Source organism: Bartonella melophagi K-2C (assembly GCF_000278255.1).
In the GTDB taxonomy this organism is placed as follows: Bacteria; Pseudomonadota; Alphaproteobacteria; order Rhizobiales; family Rhizobiaceae; genus Bartonella; species Bartonella melophagi.
In genome coordinates this window covers 140,038-160,852 of record NZ_JH725084.1, presented here as the reverse complement: position 1 = coordinate 160,852, position 20,815 = coordinate 140,038, and the positions used below count along the sequence as shown (strand labels likewise).

The following is a 20,815-nucleotide window of genomic DNA, read 5'->3' as shown; positions in this document are numbered from 1 at the left end:
CATAACTTATGTAGAAAGAATAAAAATGGTATGGATATGTGCTTATATTTCAACAATGTAACACTAGGTTATGCAAATAGGACAATAATAAAGGATTTTTCAGCAAAATTAACAGTAAACTCATTAATCGCAATAATTGGTGATAATGGTTCTGGAAAATCTACATTGCTTAAAGCCATCGCAGGATTGATTAAGCCTATTAGTGGCAAAATTACAAAACCAATGAAAAGCCGTGTCGCTTATCTTGCCCAACAATGTGAAATTGACCGAACGTTTCCAATCAATGTAGAAACGCTTATAAAGACAGGACTGTGGTCTTTTTGTGGGTTATTGAAAAACCAGCGCTCTTATCAAGATAAAATTAAAAATGCACTCGAAATAGTTGGGCTTACAGAGCTCGCTAATCGCTCGCTTGATACACTATCAAGTGGTCAATTACAGCGTGCTCTTTTTGCACGTATTATTGTACAGGATACTGATATCATATTGCTTGATGAACCTTTCAACGGTGTGGATCTTAATACCCAAAAAGATCTTCTTGCACTAATTACCCATTGGCAAAAACAAGGACGAACTGTTCTTATGGCACTGCACGATCCTCTTATTGTTCAAGAGCATTTTCCCAAAACGATTCAAATCAATAAACAATGTGCCTTTTATAGAGAAGCAACACCATTCCTCACCCCTAGTGACCATCATAGCGTGCCATTTTTCATACCCAGTTTTTCTCCTAACAATTCACTAAAACAATATTTCCCTGTCAATGATTCTAAGTAGATTGGATTATAATACGTGTACGAATTTTTCCTTGCACCTTTTATTGATTTCAAATTCATGCAAAATGCCTTAATCGGTTCGACTCTATTAGCCATGAGCGCCTGTCCTATTGGCGTGTTTTTAACACTACGTGGAATGAGCTTAATAGGCGATGCCATGTCTCATGCTATTCTTCCTGGTGTTGCAATTTCCTTTCTATTTTATGGGTTTGTCCTCATTCCTATGGCTATTGGTGGAATCATAGCGGGCATTATTGTCGTGTTAGCGACTGCCTTAATTTCACGCAATGGCTTTCAAAAAGAAGACGCATCAATGGCAGTCTTTTACCTTATTGCGTTAGCAGGAGGAGTTATTATCATTTCACTCAAAGGATCAACTGTTGATCTTCTTCATTTTTTATTTGGTTCAGTTCTTTCCATTGACACAGAAGCCCTTTGGTTAATTACTACCTTAATGTTGATAACAATGAGCAGTCTGTGTATTTTCTGGCGTGCTCTTATAATGGAAAGCCTTGATCCATTGTTTTTTAAATCACTTTCTCCCTTAGGAAAATATATCCATATATTATTACTTGGACTTACGGTATTTAATCTGGTCGGTGGTTTCCACTCACTAGGAGCTCTAATGTCGGTCGGCATTATGATGATTCCAGCCATCACGGCTCGTTTTTGGCTTTCGCGGCTAGGGTCTATTTGTGTGCTATCTATCATTTTAGGAATAATTTCTAGCGCATTTGGTCTATTACTTTCTTTTCACATGTCACTTCCCTCTGGCCCTACTATTATTTTAGTTGCAGGATTTATCTATATTCTCTCTTGTTTCATAAGCCCACGCGGCCTTATTGCAGCACGGTTCCCTCGTCTTTTTTATACTTCTTCTTCATCATAGGAAAACAATATGCACACACGTGTTAAACAATTTGCTTTACTCGGCTTTATTTTATTCTTCGCCTTTTTTTCATCTTCTGCCACTGCAAATAATAAGATCAAAGTTGTCGCAAGCTTTTCTATCCTCGCAGACTTGGTAGAAAATGTAGGAGGTGATCATATTTCCATGACAACTTTAGTTGGCCCTAATGCAAGCATTCATACGTATGAACCCACTCCACGTGATGTAAAAGTTCTTAGAGACGCTCATATTATTTTTGTAAATGGACTTCATTTAGAAGATTCTATTAACCGACTCATCGCAGCAAGCGATACAAAAGCACTTCTTATTGAAGCTAGTGCCAACATTCCCGCCCTTACACTTAAAGATCAAGAACACGGTACAAAACATCATCATCACAACAGTATTGATCCACACGCTTGGCAAGCTATCTCTAATGTAAAAATTTATGTCAAAAATATTGCTGTTGCTTTTTGTACAATCGATCACCAATCATGTGAAAGCTATAATAAAAATGCTGATGCTTATCTCCAAAAACTCGATACACTGCAAGCAGCTATTACAACACAAATTGCGACCATCCCACAAGATAAACGCATCATTATTACATCTCATGATGCTTTTAATTATTTTGCTCATGAGTATGGTTTTACTATACTTGCACCTCAAAGTATCTCAACAGAGACAGAAGCCACTGCAGCAGATGTTGCCAACCTTATTAAGCAAATTAAAGCCAATAAAGCATCTGCATTGTTCGTTGAAAATATCTCCAACCCCCGCCTTATAGAACAGATTGCAAAAGAAACAAATTTGAAAATTGGTGGCATTCTTTATTCTGATGCATTATCGGAAAAAAACGACCCTGCAGCAACTTATCTGAGTATGATACAATACAATGTTAACACTATCATCCATGCAATACAGACCTCTCAATTTATCAATAACTAAGACGTGAACAACAGCTTTTAAAATAATATTCAAAACTATCAACAAACATTACAAAAATTCAATGGCATTTTACTGAAAAATAATAAATTTAAATATTGTATATTCTTATCTAAACAAGCCGCCTGATTTCATCTTTGATCGGGTCTCTATTCTTGTTTGAATTATTGCAGTCAATTACTTGTACTCATTTGCATAATATTTCAAAATGGTAAAATTGGTAAGTTTATACAAATTCGTTTGACCTTTTTATGGTTCATGTTTAAATAAATTAACGTATTTCTGAAATGAACCATCATGGTATTATTTATGCATCATAATATATAATCTTGAAAACTGTGTTCCATTAACTCAGAAAAGGTGAATTATGAACCGTTTTTATCTTTCCGCAGTAGCATTTGCAATTATTATGACTGCAGCAACAACGGGTTTCACGCAAACAAAAATCAGTTTTTGGCATTCTATGAGCGGTGAGCTAGGAAAACAAACTGAAAATTTAATTAATGATTTTAATGCAAGCCAATCTGATTACAAAATCATTCCTTCATTTCGTGGAGAATATGAAGAAAGCATGGTCTCACTTATTGCAGCATTTCGCGGAAAACAGCAACCCGTTCTTGCCCAAATTTATGAAATTGGTACGAGTACCATGATGGCTGCAAAAGGTGCAATTTATCCACTTTATCAACTTATGAATGACACAAAGCAAGAATTTAACTCTGCAGACTATTTGTCTACCATCAGTAGTTATTACTCTGATGAAAAAGGACGAATGCTTTCCATGCCATTCAATGCTTCAACACCAATTCTTTTTTATAATAAAGACATTTTTACAAAAGCAGGACTTGATCCAGAACAGCCACCAAAAACATGGCAAGATGTCGAAAATTTTTCCAAAAAAATTCTTGACAGTAAAGCAGCAAGTTGTGGTTTTACAATGGCTTATGCAGCCCAATGGATTGGTTTAGAAAATTTTTCAGCATTGCATAATATCCCCTTCGGAACAAAAGAAAACGGTTTTAATGGGCTTGATTCAGAACTAACAGTGAATGGACCTTTGCAAATACGTATGTGGACTGACCTTAAAAAATGGTCAGATCAAGGTATTTTTCGCTACGGTGGCCCAGCTGGTGCATTAGATTCAGCTCCAATGTTTATGGCACAACATTGTGCAATCTTTATGCAATCTTCAGGATCGCTTAGCAGCATCATTTCAGAAGCTCAGTTTAATGTTGGAGTTGGTATGCTACCCTATTATGCTGATGTACAAAATACACCACAAAACTCAATTGTCGGGGGGGCTTCTATTTGGGTATTAAAAGGTCATACACCTGAAGAATATGCAGGAGCAGCGGCCTTTCTCAAATTCCTCTCGCGGACAGATAATCAAGCAAAATGGCACCAGACAACAGGCTATCTCCCCATCACAAAAGCTGCTTATGAGCTAAACAAAGAACAACATTTCTATGAAAAAAATCCAGGTGCAGATATCGCTATTCAACAAATTGATCTCAACCCACCAACAGAGAACTCAAAAGGAATAAGATTTGGTAACTTGCCACAAATTCGCTCTATCCTTGATCAAGAATTGGAAGCTATTCTTAACGGCTCTAAAACACCTAAAGCTGGATTGGATAAAGCGGTTGAACGTGGCAATAAGCTTTTGCGTGAATTTGAAAAAGCTAATCATTAAGATTTCATGATTATTGTTAAAAGCTAAAAATTCAACTTTAAAAGCTGATTTTTTCAACTTTCTTTTGACTTATCTTCCAACGCTTCTTACTAAAGAGCACCGTAAATGCAAGAAAAACGTGCATATTTTAAAAATAGACTACTTCCTTATTGTCTACTCTTTCCTCAGCTTGCTATAACTTTCTTGTTTTTCTTTTGGCCTACTGCCCAAGCGATAAAATCATCTTTTGAGCGTGAAGATCCTTTTGGCTTAACCACGACTTTTATTGGATTTGAAAACTATACAACGATTCTCTCTGATCCAATTTATATAAAATCATTTTTTACAACCATAATATTTTCTGTTTCCGTTACTGTTGTTTCAATGACGATATCGCTTCTTTTAGCTGTTTCAGCTGATCGTGTTATTCATGCAAAAAAAACTTATACAATACTCTTGCTCTGGCCTTATGCAGTTGCCCCTGTATTGGCAGGTATATTATGGCTGTTTATTTTCCACCCAACTATTGGAATTGTCCCTTTTCTTCTTGAGAAAATAAATGTTATTTGGAATCATCGTATTAATGGTACTCAAGCAATGATCCTTATTGTGATTGCTGCTAGCTGGCAACAAATTTCCTACAATTTTCTCTTTTTTCTGGCTGGACTTCAATCTATACCACAATCTCAAATAGAAGCAGCTGCTATTGATGGTGCTGGCCCTTTTAAACGATTTTGGACTATAGTCTTTCCTCAACTTTCACCGACAACCTTTTTTCTTCTTGTTATTAACGTCAATTATGTCATGTTTGATACGTTTGGCATTATTGATAATATGACTTTTGGAGGACCTGCGCATGCAACAACTACACTTGTCTATAAAATATATAATGACGGTTTTAGAAATCAAATAATCGGTGCATCAGCAGCACAATCAATAATCTTAATGTTTATAGTTATTGGCTTAATACTTATCCAGTTTCGCTGGATTGAACGTCGCATACAATATTAAGGAAAGAAATTATGGTTGAAAATCGCCCTTTTTTGACATTTCTGACCCATCTTATCCTCATTGTCGGCATTATCATTATTTGTTTTCCTGTTTACGTTGCTATTATTGCTTCAACTCATAACTCAACCGCATTTAGCTCGGGAACACTCCCTCTCTTACCAGGACAATATACTTTAGAAAATTATAAAACAATTTTTGGTGATGGTCTCGCACAACTTGGTCTTCCAAACCTTTTACCTCTTTTAATAAACTCACTCATAATGGCAATTGGTATTAGCATTGGAAAAATTATTATTTCACTCTTCTCTGCTTACGCAATTGTCTATATGCGCTTTCCTTTCCGTAAAACGGCTTTTACTTTGATCTTTGTCACATTAATGTTGCCCATTGAAGTCCGTATTATTCCAACATATGCAGTCGTCGCACAATTAAACATGATAAATACTTACAGTGGAATGATTATTCCATTGATTGCCTCAGCAACTGCTACATTTTTATTTCGTCAATTCTTTTTAACTATTCCTGATGAACTTTTAGAAGCTGCTCGTGTTGATGGTGCAGGACCATTTAAATTTTTTAAGGATATTCTTTTACCTCTTAGTAAAAATAATATAGCTGCTTTATTTATTATCATGTTCATTTATGGATGGATACAATATCTCTGGCCTTTACTTGTTATGACAGATCAAAACCATCAAACTATTCTTATTATTCTAAAACAGCTTATTGTAGAATCAGTTCAACATGATCCTCAATGGAATATTCTTATGGCAGTATCAGTTGTCGCTATGGCGCCTCCAGTTTTAGTTGTTATTTGCATGCATCGGCTTTTTGTTAAAGGCCTCACTGAAACGGAGAAATAGTCGTGGCTATCATTCAGCTATTAAATATAAAAAAACAATATGACGATGACGCTGTAGTCATTAATAATTTGAACTTAACCGTTGCTGATAGCGAACTTCTTGTTATTGTTGGACCCTCAGGATGTGGAAAATCAACTTTATTACGTATCATTGCTGGGCTTGAACAAGTCACCTCAGGTGAACTCTACATTGATAATGAATGTATCAATAATTATGAACCAGCTGATCGTGACATTGCTATGGTTTTTCAAAATTACGCACTTTATCCACATATGACAGTACGTGGAAACTTGGAATATGGCCTTAAAAATCGAAAAACACCCAAAGAAGAAATTAATAGGCGCGTCACACACGCTGCAAAACTTTTGGAAATAGAGTCATTTCTTGATCGTAAACCATATCAATTATCAGGAGGGCAACGCCAACGTGTTGCAATGGGACGTGTCATCGTTCGTCAACCACGTGTCTTTCTCTTTGATGAACCACTTTCAAACCTTGATGCAAAATTACGTACACAAATGTGTATTGAAATAAAAAAACTACAACGCTCACTAAAAACAACTAGTCTCTACGTTACCCACGATCAACTAGAAGCTATGACACTGGCTGATAGAATAGTCGTTATGAATAAAGGGGCTATCGAACAAATTGGAACACCAATGGAAATTTACGATTATCCAGAAACAATATTTGTTGCAAACTTTATTGGCTCTCTCTCTATGAATTTTCTTGATCGTCAAACTCTAGAACAACATTTAAACAGTTCATTTTCTTGTAGTGAACAAACTGATATTTTAGCATTTAGACCGGAAGCAATTTTGTTGGGTGAGCATCCAGACAAAGGTCCTGTTTTTCATACGCATATCGAACTCATCAAACCTGTAGGAACAGGGTCTCATGTCTTAACACGTTGGAATAATACCGTTTTCACAGTTGATATAAAAGAGCGCTTTATAAGTAGTTATGGGCAACAATTAAATTTTACCGTTCCTAATCGGAGTTTTCATACTTTTAACAAGATTACAGGAAAACGCACATAATTAATAAAACTTCATTTAAACCTCATAAGCTTTTTTAGAAAGCTCTTTACTTAACTAATTCTCGTCTTTGTCATGACGTATAAATTATAATAGAGACTATTTTTCATTTTTGTGAACGTAATTGTAAAGCAAGATCAGGTTGATCTGTTGTAATGTAATGCACAGGCATATCAAGCCAATATGATAAACGAGCCTTCCCGTTTATTGTCCAAACACCGATAGTAAAGCCAGAATCAAGTGCAGATTCAATAAATTTTCGCGATACAATTGAACCATCTAAACTTAGATCAGAGTATCCTAATTTTTTCCATTTAGAAAAATGGCAAGACATATCACCTTCAAAATTATCTAGACATGGACCAGATGGTATTCCTGCCTCAACAAAAGGGTGTAAACAAGCAAAATCAAAACTGATTGCTGAAACTCGTCTTGCCAAATTGCGGCTATTAATTAATTTAAGTGCTTTTTGAGACAAAATATATTCGCGCTCAACCGCACCACATGTTTTGATTTCAATATGCAATGCAACATTTGTTGGCACTAAAAGATCTAGTAATTCCTCTAATAAAGGAGGAGACTCAGTACTGCCTCTTACACAGAGTTGTTTACGTGTTTCATTATCAATATCATGAATATAGCCTTTCTTTCCCACCAATTGCTCAAGACAAAAATCATGAAATACAACCACTTCACCACTTTTAAGGAGATGAATATCGCATTCAATTTCATCAACTCCCAATGCAATTGCATGACGAAACGCTGAAAGTGTATTTTCGGAATAAAGATTAGCTCCACCGCGATGGGCAACAATTTTTGGTTTACACATAGAATATTTTTTACTTCCAAACTTCAAACTATATCAATTAAAGAGAATAAGTTGAGGATTAAGACAATATCAGATCCTGAGCATTCCTCTTCAAGAAATTGTTCTTTTATTTCAATTACTTTAACGTCATCTCCAAATAGTTTTTTTATTATTCAAACACTTGCATTTAATCCTAATTATTCCCACTCAATGGTACCAGGAGGCTTTGAAGTTACATCATAAACAACACGATTAATACCTCGAACTTCATTAATAATACGCGTTGCTACCTTGCTCAAAAAATTCATATCATATGGATAAAAATCAGCAGTCATACCATCTACAGATGTTACAGCACGAAGAGCGCAAACAAATTCATAAGTGCGTCCATCGCCCATAACACCAACAGTTTGAACAGGAAGAAGAACAGCAAAAGCTTGCCAAATTTCATCATAAAGACCTGCTTTACGAATTTCATCAAGGTAAATAGCATCCGCTTCACGCAAAATTTCTAATTTCTCAGGCGTTACTCCACCTGGGCATCGAATTGCAAGACCAGGACCTGGAAAAGGATGGCGGCCAATAAATTGCTCAGGCAAACCTAATTCTCTCCCTAAAGAGCGGACATCATCTTTAAACAATTCACGCAATGGCTCTACAAGTTGCATATTCATTCGCTTTGGTAATCCACCCACATTATGGTGACTTTTAATTGTTATCCTATCACCAACAGCTGAAATACTTTCAATAACATCTGGATAAAGTGTTCCTTGAGCTAAAAACTGCGCACCACCTACTTTTTTGGCTTCTTCTTCAAAAACTTCAATAAAAAGGTGACCTATAGTTTTGCGCTTTTTCTCTGGATCCGTTTCACCCTTCAAAGCATTGATAAACCTATGAGCAGCATTAACATGAACAAGCTTTATATTATAATTATCACGAAACAATGTAAGAACTTCTTCAGCTTCATTCTTACGCATCAACCCATGATCTACAAAAATACATGTCAGTTGCTCTCCTATCGCTTCATAAAGTAATACAGCTGTAACCGATGAATCCACCCCACCTGAAAGACCACAGATCACTCGACCTTTTCCGACTTTTTTGCGAATCGCAGCTATAACCTGATCACGATAAGCAGCCATTGACCAATCATTTTTAAGACCACAGATTTTATAAACAAAATTTTGCAAAAGTTTTATACCATCTGGTGTATGAACAACTTCAGGGTGAAACTGCACTGCGTAAAAATGCCGTTTCTCATCAGCAATAGCGGCATAAGGAGCACCCTGTGATGTTCCGATTACACGAAAACCTTCTGGCAAAGCTGTTACACGATCACCATGGCTCATCCATACTTGTTGACATGACCCTTTTTCCCAAACACCATCAAAAAGCGCATTTTCTTCTTTTACTTCCAAAGAAGCACGCCCAAATTCACGCTCATGTCCAGCTTCAACTTTTCCACCAAGTTGAACACACATGATTTGTTCACCATAACAAATACCAAGAACTGGGATACCGGCTTCAAAAATTTCTATCGGAACACGTGGTGAACCATCATCAACAGTCGAATAAGGACTACCCGATAAAATAACAGCTTTAGGTTTAATACTTTTGAACTTCTCTAAAGCTAATTGAAAAGGAACAATTTCGGAATAAACGCCTATTGCCCGTACTCGCCGTGCAATCAGCTGTGTAACTTGTGAACCAAAATCAATAATAAGAATAGTATTTGAATGCGATGTACTCATAGAAAACCAATCAATAATTGCAAAGAATAGCAAATGAGATTTATGATTTAATCTTTCTTTTTTCACAAGCCTTTTAGCATTAGAAAAATATCATTGTTATACAATTTGAAATAAAAAACGTGGAAATATATCTTCAATGCTTCTTTTGTAAAACAGCTAAAAAGAAACCATCTGTCTGAGTTGATGCTGGCGATAAAGTCAATCCATAACTCGAAAATATTGGTTGTACAGTTGAAGAACTAAAATGTCGCTGCCAAAGTGCACGCAAATCTATAGGAAAAAAGTCGGAATGTTGTTGAAGAAAACGGGAAATTTGCTCTTCATTCTCATCTATAAAAAGAGAACATGTAATATAAACTAAACGTCCGTTCGACTTAAGATAAGCCAATGCCTCATTCAAAATAGCGAATTGTTCTTCTTGGCGTTGTTTTACTTGTTCTAGTGTCAAACGCCATTTTGCATCTGGGCGACGGCGCCATGTTCCTGTTCCACTACATGGAGCATCTAATAAAACTATATCCATCTGACCTACTAATGGCTTTAATTCTTCTACATGCACCCGTGATTGTACATTATGGATACCAGCTCGACGAAGACGACTAAAAATAGGAGCCAAGCGGACTTTATTTGAATCATAAGCATAAATTTGCCCCCGATTATTCATATTGGCAGCCAAAGCTAATGTTTTTCCACCAGCTCCTGCACAATAATCTAATAACTGTATACCTACTTTCGCTTCTGTAAGATGAGCAACAATTTGAGATCCCAAATCCTGTACTTCAAAATGCCCTTTTTGGAAGGCAGGTTCAATTTGCACATTAGGATGACGTCCAAATTTTTCAATTGGTGCAATTCTTAAAGCTTGCCGAAACCATGAAAAAGATTGAACTTTTATTTTTGCTAATTCTTTGAGCACCTTCCCTGGTGTTGCTTTTAAACTGTTCACTCGTAAATCTAACGGAGGACGTGTTGCTAAAGCAGCAGCTTCAGTTACCCAATTATCGGCAAATAAGGGTTGAAAATGAACTTGACACCATTGGGGAATATCACCACGAATATAGTCTGGTGCATCAACCAGCTGACGTTTTTGCCATGAATGACGCTGTTCAAGCGCTAATAATTGTGGTGCAAACCGATCTCCTTCTAAAGTACTATCAATCTGTTCAATGGTCATTGCTCCGGTATCTAACAAAGCTCCAAAAGCTATGTTTCGAATATCATCACTATCCATACGCCATTGTAATGAATAACGTCGTCTTAAAACATCATAAACAATTGTACCAACTGCTGCACGATCACTCACTCCAGCAAAACGATGAGAAAGCCCCCAATCTTTCAGAGCTTCACTTGCAGGACGATGCCGCATCTCTATCTCTTTTAGAACATCTATTGCTGCTTGCAAACGTCCACCTAATCGCAATTCGTTCTCCTATTCAAATGCTATCAATAAATAATTAAATTAAAAACTTTAAATGATCTTCTTCATTTTCAGCTATAATCTTAAAATAACCCCCAAATTTATTATTGAAAACCGAATACTTCTCACTGCAGGCTAGAGTTTTATTCTGAAAAAAGATAGAATTATTATTTCTATAATATAGATATTAACGAAGATTATAAATCTCTTGCTATAAGCGATAACATTGGGACATAATATAATGATGAAATCGATACTCGCTCTTATTGATTCTTCAATTTATGCAAAACATGTATGTGACCTAGCGTTATGGGCTGCTAAATCTATGCAAACAACAATTCGGTTGTTGCATGTCTTGGACAAATCGGAAAAAGAAATTAGTTTACCAGATACACAATAAGCCGACAATAACACACTAAATCCATCTGACTTAAAACAACAAGATACCACTCTTGCTAAAGCACTCTTTGCGCAAAAAATTGGACAAACAGCTTTAGAAAAAGCAAAAGATTATCTCAACTTCTCAGAGTCATATTGAAATTGAAACACGCTTACGTCATGATAGTCTTATTGATGCCTTGAATACTTACAATACTCAATCTTCACTTATTGTTATGGGAAAACGTGGTGAACAAACAGCATCTGATAAAAATGATTAGGACTCAATTTTAAAAACGTTGCACGCTCTTCTAAGCTTCCAATTCTCGTTGCTTCACGTCATTTTCGCCCAATTCAAAGAGTTCTCATAGCTTTTAACGGTGGCCCTTTGATCATGAAAGCTATTGATTTTATTTGTACACGAAAATTTTTTAATAACCTAACCTTTGTATTAGATATGGCAGAATTGCAAACACAAGCTGTGCAAGACAGTTTCAACGAAACATTAGAGCGATTACAATCTGCTCAAATTAAAGTTGAACCACTCAAAACAGAAGACAGTCTTGAACAAATGATTCTTCAGAACATTCGGACACTTCATCTTGATATGCTAGTTATGGGAGCTTTTCACCATTCTAAAATGTATAATTTTTTATTTGGCTCTAAAACTCAAACTATTATTCATAAAGCGCCTATTCCAGTTATGATTTCACGAGAATTATAAAGCTTTCTTTGCCTTATAAAATAAAAACAAACACTGAGTACTTAACCAATAGTTTTGAACACTAAATTGGTTAACATTATGAAAAACACTGTTTATTTAGGACACTCTTTGTCATCACTATATTTATCTCATTTCAAACAAAGCATAGATAAACTTTTTCAAAAATTCTCGGAACTACTATTTGATATAACCGTTCCTCTATACTGGCTGGCATATGCCAGATAGTTAAAAAGGAGAATTAATGAATACTCATAATAATGAAAAAATAGCTGCATCTAAAAGCAACCAGAATACAATGTCTTCACATAATAGAAAGAAATCCGTCCAAAGTAATCAGGCTAGCGATCGCCACTGTGCATTAAAGCAAGACGGAAAAATATGAAAAGCTAATTTTAAGATAACCGCTAGAAGAAATTGGAATAGTAACACCCAATTCTTTCTTTTGGTAAGTTTGGAATCGCAATACACAGCTATACACAAATGATAGATATCATATCATTTTTTCAAAAAAACTCGTGGTATTGATATAAAAATAACGCCAAGTTTAGTTATCAAACAGGACCACGATAATTTGGGCTTTCCCGCGTAATAGAAACATCATGTGTATGACTTTCATAAAGGCCAGCATTTGTAATACGAACAAATGTTGCTTTTTTACGAAATTCAACTAAATTTTGTGCTCCAACATAGCCCATTGAAGCACGTAATCCACCAGCCAGCTGGTGTAGAACTGATGCTATAGGACCTTTATAAGCAACTTGCCCTTCAACACCTTCAGGTACTAGTTTAAGTTCATCCTGAACCTCAGCTTGAAAATAACGATCTGCCGATCCTCTTGCCATAGCAGCGACAGACCCCATCCCCCGATAAGCTTTAAAAGAACGCCCCTGATAAAGATAAACTTCTCCAGGACTTTCATCTGTACCAGCTAAAAGAGAGCCAATCATAGCGGCACAAGCTCCGCCTGCCAAAGCTTTAGCAAAATCACCTGAAGTTTTGATACCACCATCAGCAATAATGGGAATCCCTGCTTTATCAGCAACTTCTACAGCATCCATAATAGCTGAAAGCTGAGGTACACCAACACCCGAAACAATTCGCGTTGTACAAATAGAGCCAGGCCCAATCCCAACTTTTACCGCATCTGCACCATTATCAATTAAAGCTTGTGTTGCTTGCGCAGTCGCTACATTACCAGCCATAATAGTTGTAGAAAGTGCCATTTTTTTAATACGTTCAATCGTTTCTAACACACGCTGAGAATGTCCATGAGCTGTATCAATCACCAATACATCAACGCCTGCATCAACTAATCGTTCAGCTCGTTCAATTCCATTATCCCCTACACCACTGGCAGCTGCAACACGTAAACGACCTTGAGAATCTTTAGTAGCATTCGGATGTAACCGTGCTTTTTCAATATCTTTGACTGTTACTAAACCAACACAGCGATTTTGCTCGTCTACAACCAATAATTTTTCAATACGGTGATAATGTAAAAGACACTTTGCTTCATCCAGTTGAACATTTTCACGTACTGTGATTAAATTTTCATGCGTCATTAATTCACGGATTTTTTGTTTTGGATCTGATGCAAAGCGCACATCCCTATTGGTTAAAATACCAACCAGCTTACCAGAAATTTCGCCCTTAGCTCCATTTTCAACAACAGGAATACCTGAAATACCATGAGAGCGCATTAAATTCTTTGCCTCTTCCAGAGTCGCATCTGGCCCAATTGTTACCGGATTAACAACCATACCGGATTCAAATTTTTTCACTTGACGGACTTCTTCAGCTTGCTCTGTAGGAGACATGTTGCGATGAATAACACCAAGACCCCCAGCTTGAGCCATAGCAATTGCTAAACGCGATTCTGTCACCGTATCCATTGCGGCAGAAAGTAAGGGTAAATTCAATTCAATATCAGCTGCAATACGTGTTTTAAGATCCACTTGGCTAGGCATAACAAGCGAATGGCCAGGTTGCAGAAGTACATCATCAAAGGTAAGCGCCAATACACCTGTTTTGGTTTCAACAATTTTTGTCATAGCCAAATTCCTTTAATAATAAAATACTGGCAAATAAATATAAAATGCAGCTGTAATTTTTACGTACTGTGAATTTGGCAATCAATTATGCCATGTTACAAACAAAATGAAAAGAAAAATAAATATTTTTTCTAATATATTCTTGTATAAGCTATAATTGTGATTCAATTGGCAACCAACTCATTATCTTTGCAAATACGCGACGCCTAAAACTGCTTTCTGGTTCATAATCAATACTATATTGTTTTTCATTTTCAATAAAATCCCAATAAATACGATCATTATCCCCAAGACGTAAACAATAACTCATTTCACCTGTTGTTTCCTCTAAAAAAAGCAAATCCAACATAGCTGTAATTGGTGCACATTCAAAAAGAATACCCATTTCTGTATTCAATGAAGCTGATCGAGGATCAAAATTTAAAGATCCAATAAAAGCAGTCTTATGGTCAATTAAAAAAGCTTTTGTATGTAAACTTGCTTTACTTGATCTAAACAACCACAACCGGTGGGGATCTCCATCCGGTTTTAATTCATAAAGTTTAACACCACTTTTCAATAACGCTTTACGATAAGGTGCATAACCACTATGCACCACCACCACATCAGTCGCCGCTAAAGAATTAGTAAGAATTCTAACATCAACACCTTTTGATACCAAACTGCTCAAATGCTGTGTGCCTGCTTTACCGGGAACAAAATAAGGTGATGTAATTTGGACTGTTTTTTTTGCACCTTCAATAACCTGTGAGAGCACCTCCATCAGCCAATTGCCTACTTTTTTGCCCAATGCTTTTTCTGGAGGATCAGAAAGAACTTCAACTTTATCTGCTAGAAATAACCGCTTTCCCGTTTGGATGAAACATTCAAAACTGATATATTTGTTGACATAATCTAAATAAACTTTCGCGACTTTGGAATGACGAAATTTTTGCAATTTATCTTTCCAATCATCAAGGTTATTTGTAATTTTTGGAACGACTAAAGCATGAATTGGTAAAACTACAGGACTATTCCAAAAATCATCAAAGATAGTTTCTACTTTTTTAACCGATGGACCAATTAATATCAGATCTAGATCTCGGAAACTTGCCTCCTTACCTGCATCAAAATAAGAATCTGCAATATTGCGTCCTCCTACAAAAGCTGCCCGTCCATCTACAATAAAAGCTTTATTATGCATTCTGCGTGTTACAACAAGTGCCCGCAATATAATCTCTAGACCGCGACGTAAACCACCACTGCGCGCTCGCCCTGGATTAAACATTCTAACTTCAATATAAGGATGTTTATTAAGTGCAATATAAGCTGGATCACGTCCCTGAGCATTAATATCATCCAAAAGAAGACGCACGCGCACACCACGATCAGCCGCTTCCATCACTTCGCTAAGTAATAAACGCCCTGTTAAATCATCGTCCCAAATATAATACATCAGATCAAGACTGCGCTCAGCCTGTGCCGCTGCCATTGTACGAACACAAAACGCATCTAAATTGCTAGTAATGAGTGAAAGAGCATCTTTGTCGACTCCTAATCCATTCGTCTCTTTTGCTAATCGACTCACTATACGATCAAGCTTGGTCGCATCTTTCTCAACATTAAACGCATAAGAATACTCCTTTATCGTACTTTTGGTAAAACAGCCATAAGCGTAAATTGCCAACATAAATGCTGTAGTAAAAAAGATAATAGATCCGATAATAATATTTAACAGAATCAAAGTGATACACTTTCTACTTTAAAAGCTATTGCACACTCATAAATACGTACTCTAACACTAAAATCAACGTTCTTATCATTCAATTAATATAATGTAGAATCTTATTATTTACTTGAAAAAATATAACCTACCACATCAGTGATTCTAAAATTCTGCCTCCGACGTGCGAGAACATGAAATGTCTGTTTATTATTGTAAATGCAGCCTTAACTTCAATACCACAAGCTTTAAGCAATAAAGCTAATGAGAATATCCTCAAATAAAATTTCATATTTATTAAACATTGATTGAAAAATCACTTCAAATCTAGTCAGTTATATCGTAAACAGTACTTCAGAAAAAACAGAGCTCTTCATATTATTACTATGAAAAGCAGTAATTCTTATGAATGGAAATTTATTATAGATTTTCCTTCTATTTTTGACTGTTTGTCACCCTCGTATTCTTCTATTTTACGATAAAGTGTAGAACGCCCTATACAAAGACGGCGAGAAACCTCACTCATACGTCTCTTATAATGTTTAACTGCCTTTTCAATAATATCGCGCTCCATATCCGCAAAGGTACGGACATGTCCTTCAGAATTTAAAAATTGTATAGACTTTTTTTCAGAATGTTCTTGAACATGATTATACATAATACTTGGAACACCAAGTAATGAACTTCCCATTAATTGTGGAAAATCGCGAACAGTTAACAAAGGCCCTTCACTGAGTAAAACTGCGCGAAATAATAAATTTTCTAGTTCACTATGGTTACCAGGCCAATCATATTGCATAAGTAATGAAATAGCTGACCCCGACAAACCATGTATATGTGATCGTCCTGTTTCAGTAATGATATGATCAATCAAACGCTGAGAAATTTCTGGAAGATCATCTCTCAATTCTCGCAAAGTGGGAACATTGATACATAATTGGGAAAACTGTTCAAATAAACCATGAAAAAAAATATCATCTTTAACTAGATCCTCAAGTTGTGATGTTGATATGGCAATAATGCGAAAAGGAGGCTGTTTATTCTTTATAGCTTCTTCTCTCTCTTTAAGGTAATGTGCAAAACGTTTTTGCTGTATGGGCTCGAGTCGATCAATATCACAAAGGCAAAGAGTTCCCTTTTCAAGAGAATAAACTAGTGGTAAAAATTCTTTAAACCATATATGTTTTTCTTGCTCTGGATCAACAACAGGTGAACATTGGAAACGAACAAAAGGCCCTTTTGAAAATAAGCTTTCACAGTGAATAATGCGCGCTAACGTTTCACGACCAGTTCCTATTTCACCTTTTATCAAAAGATTCTGAGGGGAAATAGCTGTACTTTTCGATTGTTCTAAAACCGCTTGCATGACACTGCTTTTTGTATAGAGATCAGAAAATCGTAAATAATTTTTATTTCGTCGTTGGATATAATAAACTTCACGTTCTAACGCAGAAGTATGTGAAAGATTATTCAATGTAATTCTCAATCGTAGTGGTGTAACCGGATAAATCCAATAATCAACAGCTCCAGCTCTTAAAGCTTTTTGAAGTGATTCTTGATTATCTTGCTTTGCTATAACAATAATAGGAACAGAAACTCCAACAGCTCTAATTGTCGTAATCAAATCACTTATACTTAAATCACTCATAACAACATCAAGCAATGCAAGCATGACATTTTTACGTCTATGTAAAAGATCGATCGTACGTAAGCTATTTTCTGCTTCAATGACACGATAACCAAGATCTCGGAGCATAGTAGAAAACTCTATACGCTTTCCGTGGTCTTCACTCGCAACAAGAATAGGGCCAATCATAATTTAATAATCTCCCTCTGAGACTACTAAACAATATTAATATTGAGAATTATGTAAATCATAAAAAATATTTTACCTTTTGTATCGCGCGTGTTAAATTTATTATTTTAATAATTAACAACATTAAGATATTTTTTCCAATTCTTTGCTTTTTCATTATTTTTCAGCAAAAGCCTCAATATTAATTAATAAAGTAACTTAATAATAATCTTAAGTTTATTATAAATAATTGAAAAGCAACATAAAATAAATAGAGTGAAACAAATGCAACATATCTGCCGCATTTTATGTCTTACAATTACTATTTTGGCGATAGGAGCCTGCAGCCTTCCACACTATTATGGAGAACACTCAACTGTAGAAAATATATCAACTGGAATTGATGGTGAATGGATTGATAAAAACGGTATTATTTCTTCTTTCCGCAATGGCACTTTTGAAACACGAGCAGCAGACACAAAAGAAAAATTATCAGAAGGCACTTACAATTACGTTAATGCCCAACATGTAGAAATTGAAATACGCTCAATTCTCCGTGGAACTATATCTAGAGCTGATTGTAGGTTATCAAATGACACAATGCAGCTTTTCTGCACATCAAGTACTGGATTACAATTTTTTCTCAACCGCCAAATTTAAATGAAAGTCAAAATTTTATTTAAATTTACAAAATAAACTCATAAGAAATTGTAATTCCTCTTCCTAATAGAGCTTGAGAATTAATGTAAACATTAACATGTTATCTCGCTGATAAACTTGCTATACAACCTTAAGATACGTAAACAACAGTCCTTTGACAACGATACCTTAACAGAAAATTTCACCTGATATCGGCACCTATTACTCAAACAGCACCAATACGCAAAAGATCATGAAAATGAACAATCCCTACGGGTTTTTTATCTTCAATAACAAAAAAAGCACCAATCTGATGATCATTAATAAAAGCTGTCGCAGCACCAATAAGTGTATCTGGGTTTACAATTTTAGGATCCTTTGTCATTACCTCATCAACATTGAATTTTGATAAATCACAGTGAATATTACGTGCAAGATCGCCATCTGTTACAATTCCAATTAACTCACCTTTTTGGTTTATAATACCAACACAACCAAAATGTTTTTCAACCAAAATATTTACAGCTTCAGTCATAGGTGCGCCCTGTATAATCAAAGGAAGACTATCACCTTGATGCATAATATCGCGTACATATTTAAAGTTTGCACCAAGCGAACCACCAGGATGATAAATTTTAAAATCTATTGCGCTAAAGTCATGCCTTTCTAAAAGAGCAACAGCTAATGCATCACCCATTGCCAATTGCATAACTGTGGAAGTTGTCGGAGCAAGTCCATGAGGACAAGCCTCTTCCACCTTTGGTAATAATAATACAATATCAGCTTTTCGCCCTAATACAGAGTGCTCGCCAGATGTTATTGCAATAAGTGGGATACGAAAACGCGCAGCATGGTTTATAATGCCGCTTAACTCCATAGTTTCACCTGACCATGACAAAGCAAGAATAACATCATCAGAACTAATCATACCAAGATCACCATGATTAGCTTCTGCAGCATGCACAAAAAAGGCAGGCGTCCCCGTTGAGGCTAAAGTCGCAGCAATTTTTGTTCCTATATGACCACTCTTACCAAGACCAGTAATCACCACATGACCCTGGGCATTACTAATGGTTTGAACAGCTTTTTTAAAAGAATCTGAAAGATAGCTTAAAAGAGCTTTCTCAAGAGCTTCAAGCCCTTGTTTTTCGCGAGAAATAGTTTTAAGTGCCGATGTAATTGCACCTTGTAAAGCCAACATATTAGAAGACCCTATTATCATAACTAAGTTTAATAAATGAAATCAAAACAGAGATCTATATAATTTTTAAGCTTTCATCGTTTCAAGTAAGTTTTTCAATGAAACAGAAACATGCTGATGCATATCAGCACGCGCTAAAGCAAACGCAACATTGGCTTCAATAAAACCAGTTGTAGAACCACAATCAAAAGTATATCCATCTAACTGGAAACCAAAAAAAGCTTGCTCATTTGAAAGCCGCACCATAGCATCTGTCAACTGAATTTCATTTTCTGCCCCTCGTTCTTGATTGGAAAGAATATCAAAAATTTCTGGTTGTAAAATATAACGTCCATTAATGTATAAATTAGATGGAGCCGTTTCTTTTTCTGGTTTCTCTACCATTTTTGTGATTTCAAAACCATTTGCAATTTGTTTACCCTTGCCGACAATACCATATTTATGAACGTCTTCAAGATTACATTCTTGAACAGAAATAATATTTCCTCCACCCGTTTTTTCATAAAGGTAGATCATTTCAGAAAGGCAATTCTTTTTAGCCTGTATCAACATATCTGGTAATAATAAAGCAAAAGGTTCTTTGCCAACTAACTCACGTGCACACCAGAGAGCATGCCCAAGACCTAAAGATTGTTGTTGTCGAGTAAAAGAAGTCATGCCAGGTTGCGGCTGCAAATCTTGTAAATGCTTAAGTTCTTCTTTTTTGCCACGTTCAGTAAGTACTGTATATAATTCAACTTGCACATCAAAATAATCTTCAATCACTGCTTTATTGCGTCCAGTAACAAAAATAAGATGCTCAATGCCCGCTTCACGTGCTTCATCTACAACATATTGAATAATAGGTTTATCAACAACAGTCAGCATTTCCTTAGGAACTGTTTTCGTCGCTGGAAGAAAACGAGTACCAAGACCTGCTACGGGAAATACTGCCTTCCGGATTTTACGCACACTTACTCTCCTGATTATGAATATAGCGTTTGCTATATAGCTTTCTGATTTAATGTATCACCGTGTTTTAACTAAAATGCTAAAAAGATGCTTCACTGTTTTGGTTGGATTATCATAAAAATTAGTTATAATAAAAGATACGAATAGTTAAATAATCAGAATACTTTTTCAAAGTTTTTCGATTTAGCTGGGTAGTATACTT

General features: G+C 35.8%; 18 protein-coding genes. 10 read left to right on the top strand and 8 right to left on the bottom strand.

What is annotated here, in order from left to right; translation table 11 throughout:
* The first annotated feature begins 36 nt into the window (after positions 1–36).
* From ME3_RS05820 to ME3_RS05790, 7 genes are all read left to right on the top strand, one after another.
* The gene (locus ME3_RS05820; RefSeq protein ID WP_039952688.1) at positions 37–777 is read left to right on the top strand and encodes an ABC transporter ATP-binding protein; all 741 of its coding nucleotides are present in this window, start codon (positions 37–39) and stop codon (positions 775–777) included.
* A 15-nt stretch (positions 778–792) separates the two neighbouring features.
* A complete protein-coding gene (locus ME3_RS05815) occupies positions 793–1,665 on the top strand; it encodes a metal ABC transporter permease (RefSeq protein ID WP_007477945.1) in 873 nt (290 codons plus the stop codon).
* Between the two features lie 9 nt (positions 1,666–1,674).
* Positions 1,675–2,613 carry a metal ABC transporter solute-binding protein, Zn/Mn family gene (locus ME3_RS05810; protein ID WP_007477942.1) on the top strand — a complete coding sequence of 313 codons (939 nt, stop codon included), beginning with the start codon at positions 1,675–1,677 and terminating at the stop codon, positions 2,611–2,613.
* 364 nt (positions 2,614–2,977) lie between these two features.
* Positions 2,978–4,303, top strand: a complete 1,326-nt coding sequence (gene ugpB, locus ME3_RS05805; RefSeq protein WP_007477940.1) for a sn-glycerol-3-phosphate ABC transporter substrate-binding protein UgpB — start codon at positions 2,978–2,980, stop codon at positions 4,301–4,303.
* A gap of 105 nt (positions 4,304–4,408) precedes the next feature.
* Positions 4,409–5,293, top strand: a complete 885-nt coding sequence (ugpA, locus tag ME3_RS05800) for a sn-glycerol-3-phosphate ABC transporter permease UgpA (RefSeq protein ID WP_007477939.1) — start codon at positions 4,409–4,411, stop codon at positions 5,291–5,293.
* A gap of 11 nt (positions 5,294–5,304) precedes the next feature.
* Complete coding sequence (gene ugpE, locus ME3_RS05795; RefSeq protein WP_007477938.1) at positions 5,305–6,156, top strand: sn-glycerol-3-phosphate ABC transporter permease UgpE; 852 nt, start codon at positions 5,305–5,307, stop codon at positions 6,154–6,156.
* A gap of 2 nt (positions 6,157–6,158) precedes the next feature.
* The gene (locus ME3_RS05790) at positions 6,159–7,196 is read left to right on the top strand and encodes a sn-glycerol-3-phosphate import ATP-binding protein UgpC (RefSeq protein ID WP_007477936.1); all 1,038 of its coding nucleotides are present in this window, start codon (positions 6,159–6,161) and stop codon (positions 7,194–7,196) included.
* 103 nt (positions 7,197–7,299) lie between these two features.
* On the opposite strand, the gene ME3_RS05785 is transcribed toward ME3_RS05790, so the two are convergent.
* The 3 genes from ME3_RS05785 to ME3_RS05775 form a co-directional block, all read right to left on the bottom strand.
* The gene (locus ME3_RS05785; protein ID WP_007477934.1) at positions 7,300–8,022 is read right to left on the bottom strand and encodes a glycerophosphodiester phosphodiesterase; all 723 of its coding nucleotides are present in this window, start codon (positions 8,020–8,022) and stop codon (positions 7,300–7,302) included.
* 176 nt (positions 8,023–8,198) lie between these two features.
* Positions 8,199–9,755 (bottom strand): glutamine-hydrolyzing GMP synthase, encoded by a 1,557-nt coding sequence (gene guaA, locus ME3_RS05780; protein ID WP_039952687.1) that lies wholly within the window; start codon positions 9,753–9,755, stop codon positions 8,199–8,201.
* Between the two features lie 133 nt (positions 9,756–9,888).
* Positions 9,889–11,175 carry an RsmB/NOP family class I SAM-dependent RNA methyltransferase gene (locus ME3_RS05775; RefSeq protein ID WP_007477929.1) on the bottom strand — a complete coding sequence of 429 codons (1,287 nt, stop codon included), beginning with the start codon at positions 11,173–11,175 and terminating at the stop codon, positions 9,889–9,891.
* 238 nt (positions 11,176–11,413) lie between these two features.
* Between ME3_RS05775 and ME3_RS07260 the strand changes: the two genes are divergently transcribed.
* Positions 11,414–11,572, top strand: a complete 159-nt coding sequence (locus ME3_RS07260) for a universal stress protein (RefSeq protein ID WP_007477927.1) — start codon at positions 11,414–11,416, stop codon at positions 11,570–11,572.
* A 372-nt stretch (positions 11,573–11,944) separates the two neighbouring features.
* Positions 11,945–12,274 (top strand): universal stress protein, encoded by a 330-nt coding sequence (locus ME3_RS07255; protein WP_007477926.1) that lies wholly within the window; start codon positions 11,945–11,947, stop codon positions 12,272–12,274.
* A gap of 551 nt (positions 12,275–12,825) precedes the next feature.
* Here the strand turns inward: ME3_RS07255 and guaB are convergent.
* From guaB to ME3_RS05755, 3 genes are all read right to left on the bottom strand, one after another.
* Positions 12,826–14,325, bottom strand: coding sequence for an IMP dehydrogenase (gene guaB, locus ME3_RS05765; RefSeq protein ID WP_007477924.1), 1,500 nt, complete (start codon positions 14,323–14,325; stop codon positions 12,826–12,828).
* A gap of 151 nt (positions 14,326–14,476) precedes the next feature.
* Positions 14,477–16,048 (bottom strand): phospholipase D family protein, encoded by a 1,572-nt coding sequence (locus ME3_RS05760; RefSeq protein ID WP_007477923.1) that lies wholly within the window; start codon positions 16,046–16,048, stop codon positions 14,477–14,479.
* A gap of 382 nt (positions 16,049–16,430) precedes the next feature.
* Complete coding sequence (locus ME3_RS05755; protein WP_007477922.1) at positions 16,431–17,843, bottom strand: sigma-54-dependent transcriptional regulator; 1,413 nt, start codon at positions 17,841–17,843, stop codon at positions 16,431–16,433.
* Positions 17,844–18,107: 264 nt separating this feature from the next.
* Here ME3_RS05755 and omp10 point away from each other — a divergent pair, with 264 nt between their 5' ends.
* The gene (gene omp10, locus ME3_RS05750) at positions 18,108–18,482 is read left to right on the top strand and encodes an outer membrane lipoprotein Omp10 (protein WP_007477921.1); all 375 of its coding nucleotides are present in this window, start codon (positions 18,108–18,110) and stop codon (positions 18,480–18,482) included.
* 205 nt (positions 18,483–18,687) lie between these two features.
* On the opposite strand, the gene ME3_RS05745 is transcribed toward omp10, so the two are convergent.
* A complete protein-coding gene (locus ME3_RS05745) occupies positions 18,688–19,683 on the bottom strand; it encodes a KpsF/GutQ family sugar-phosphate isomerase (RefSeq protein WP_039952669.1) in 996 nt (331 codons plus the stop codon).
* 45 nt (positions 19,684–19,728) lie between these two features.
* The gene (galU, locus tag ME3_RS05740; protein WP_007477917.1) at positions 19,729–20,613 is read right to left on the bottom strand and encodes a UTP--glucose-1-phosphate uridylyltransferase GalU; all 885 of its coding nucleotides are present in this window, start codon (positions 20,611–20,613) and stop codon (positions 19,729–19,731) included.
* Positions 20,614–20,815: the final 202 nt, after the last annotated feature.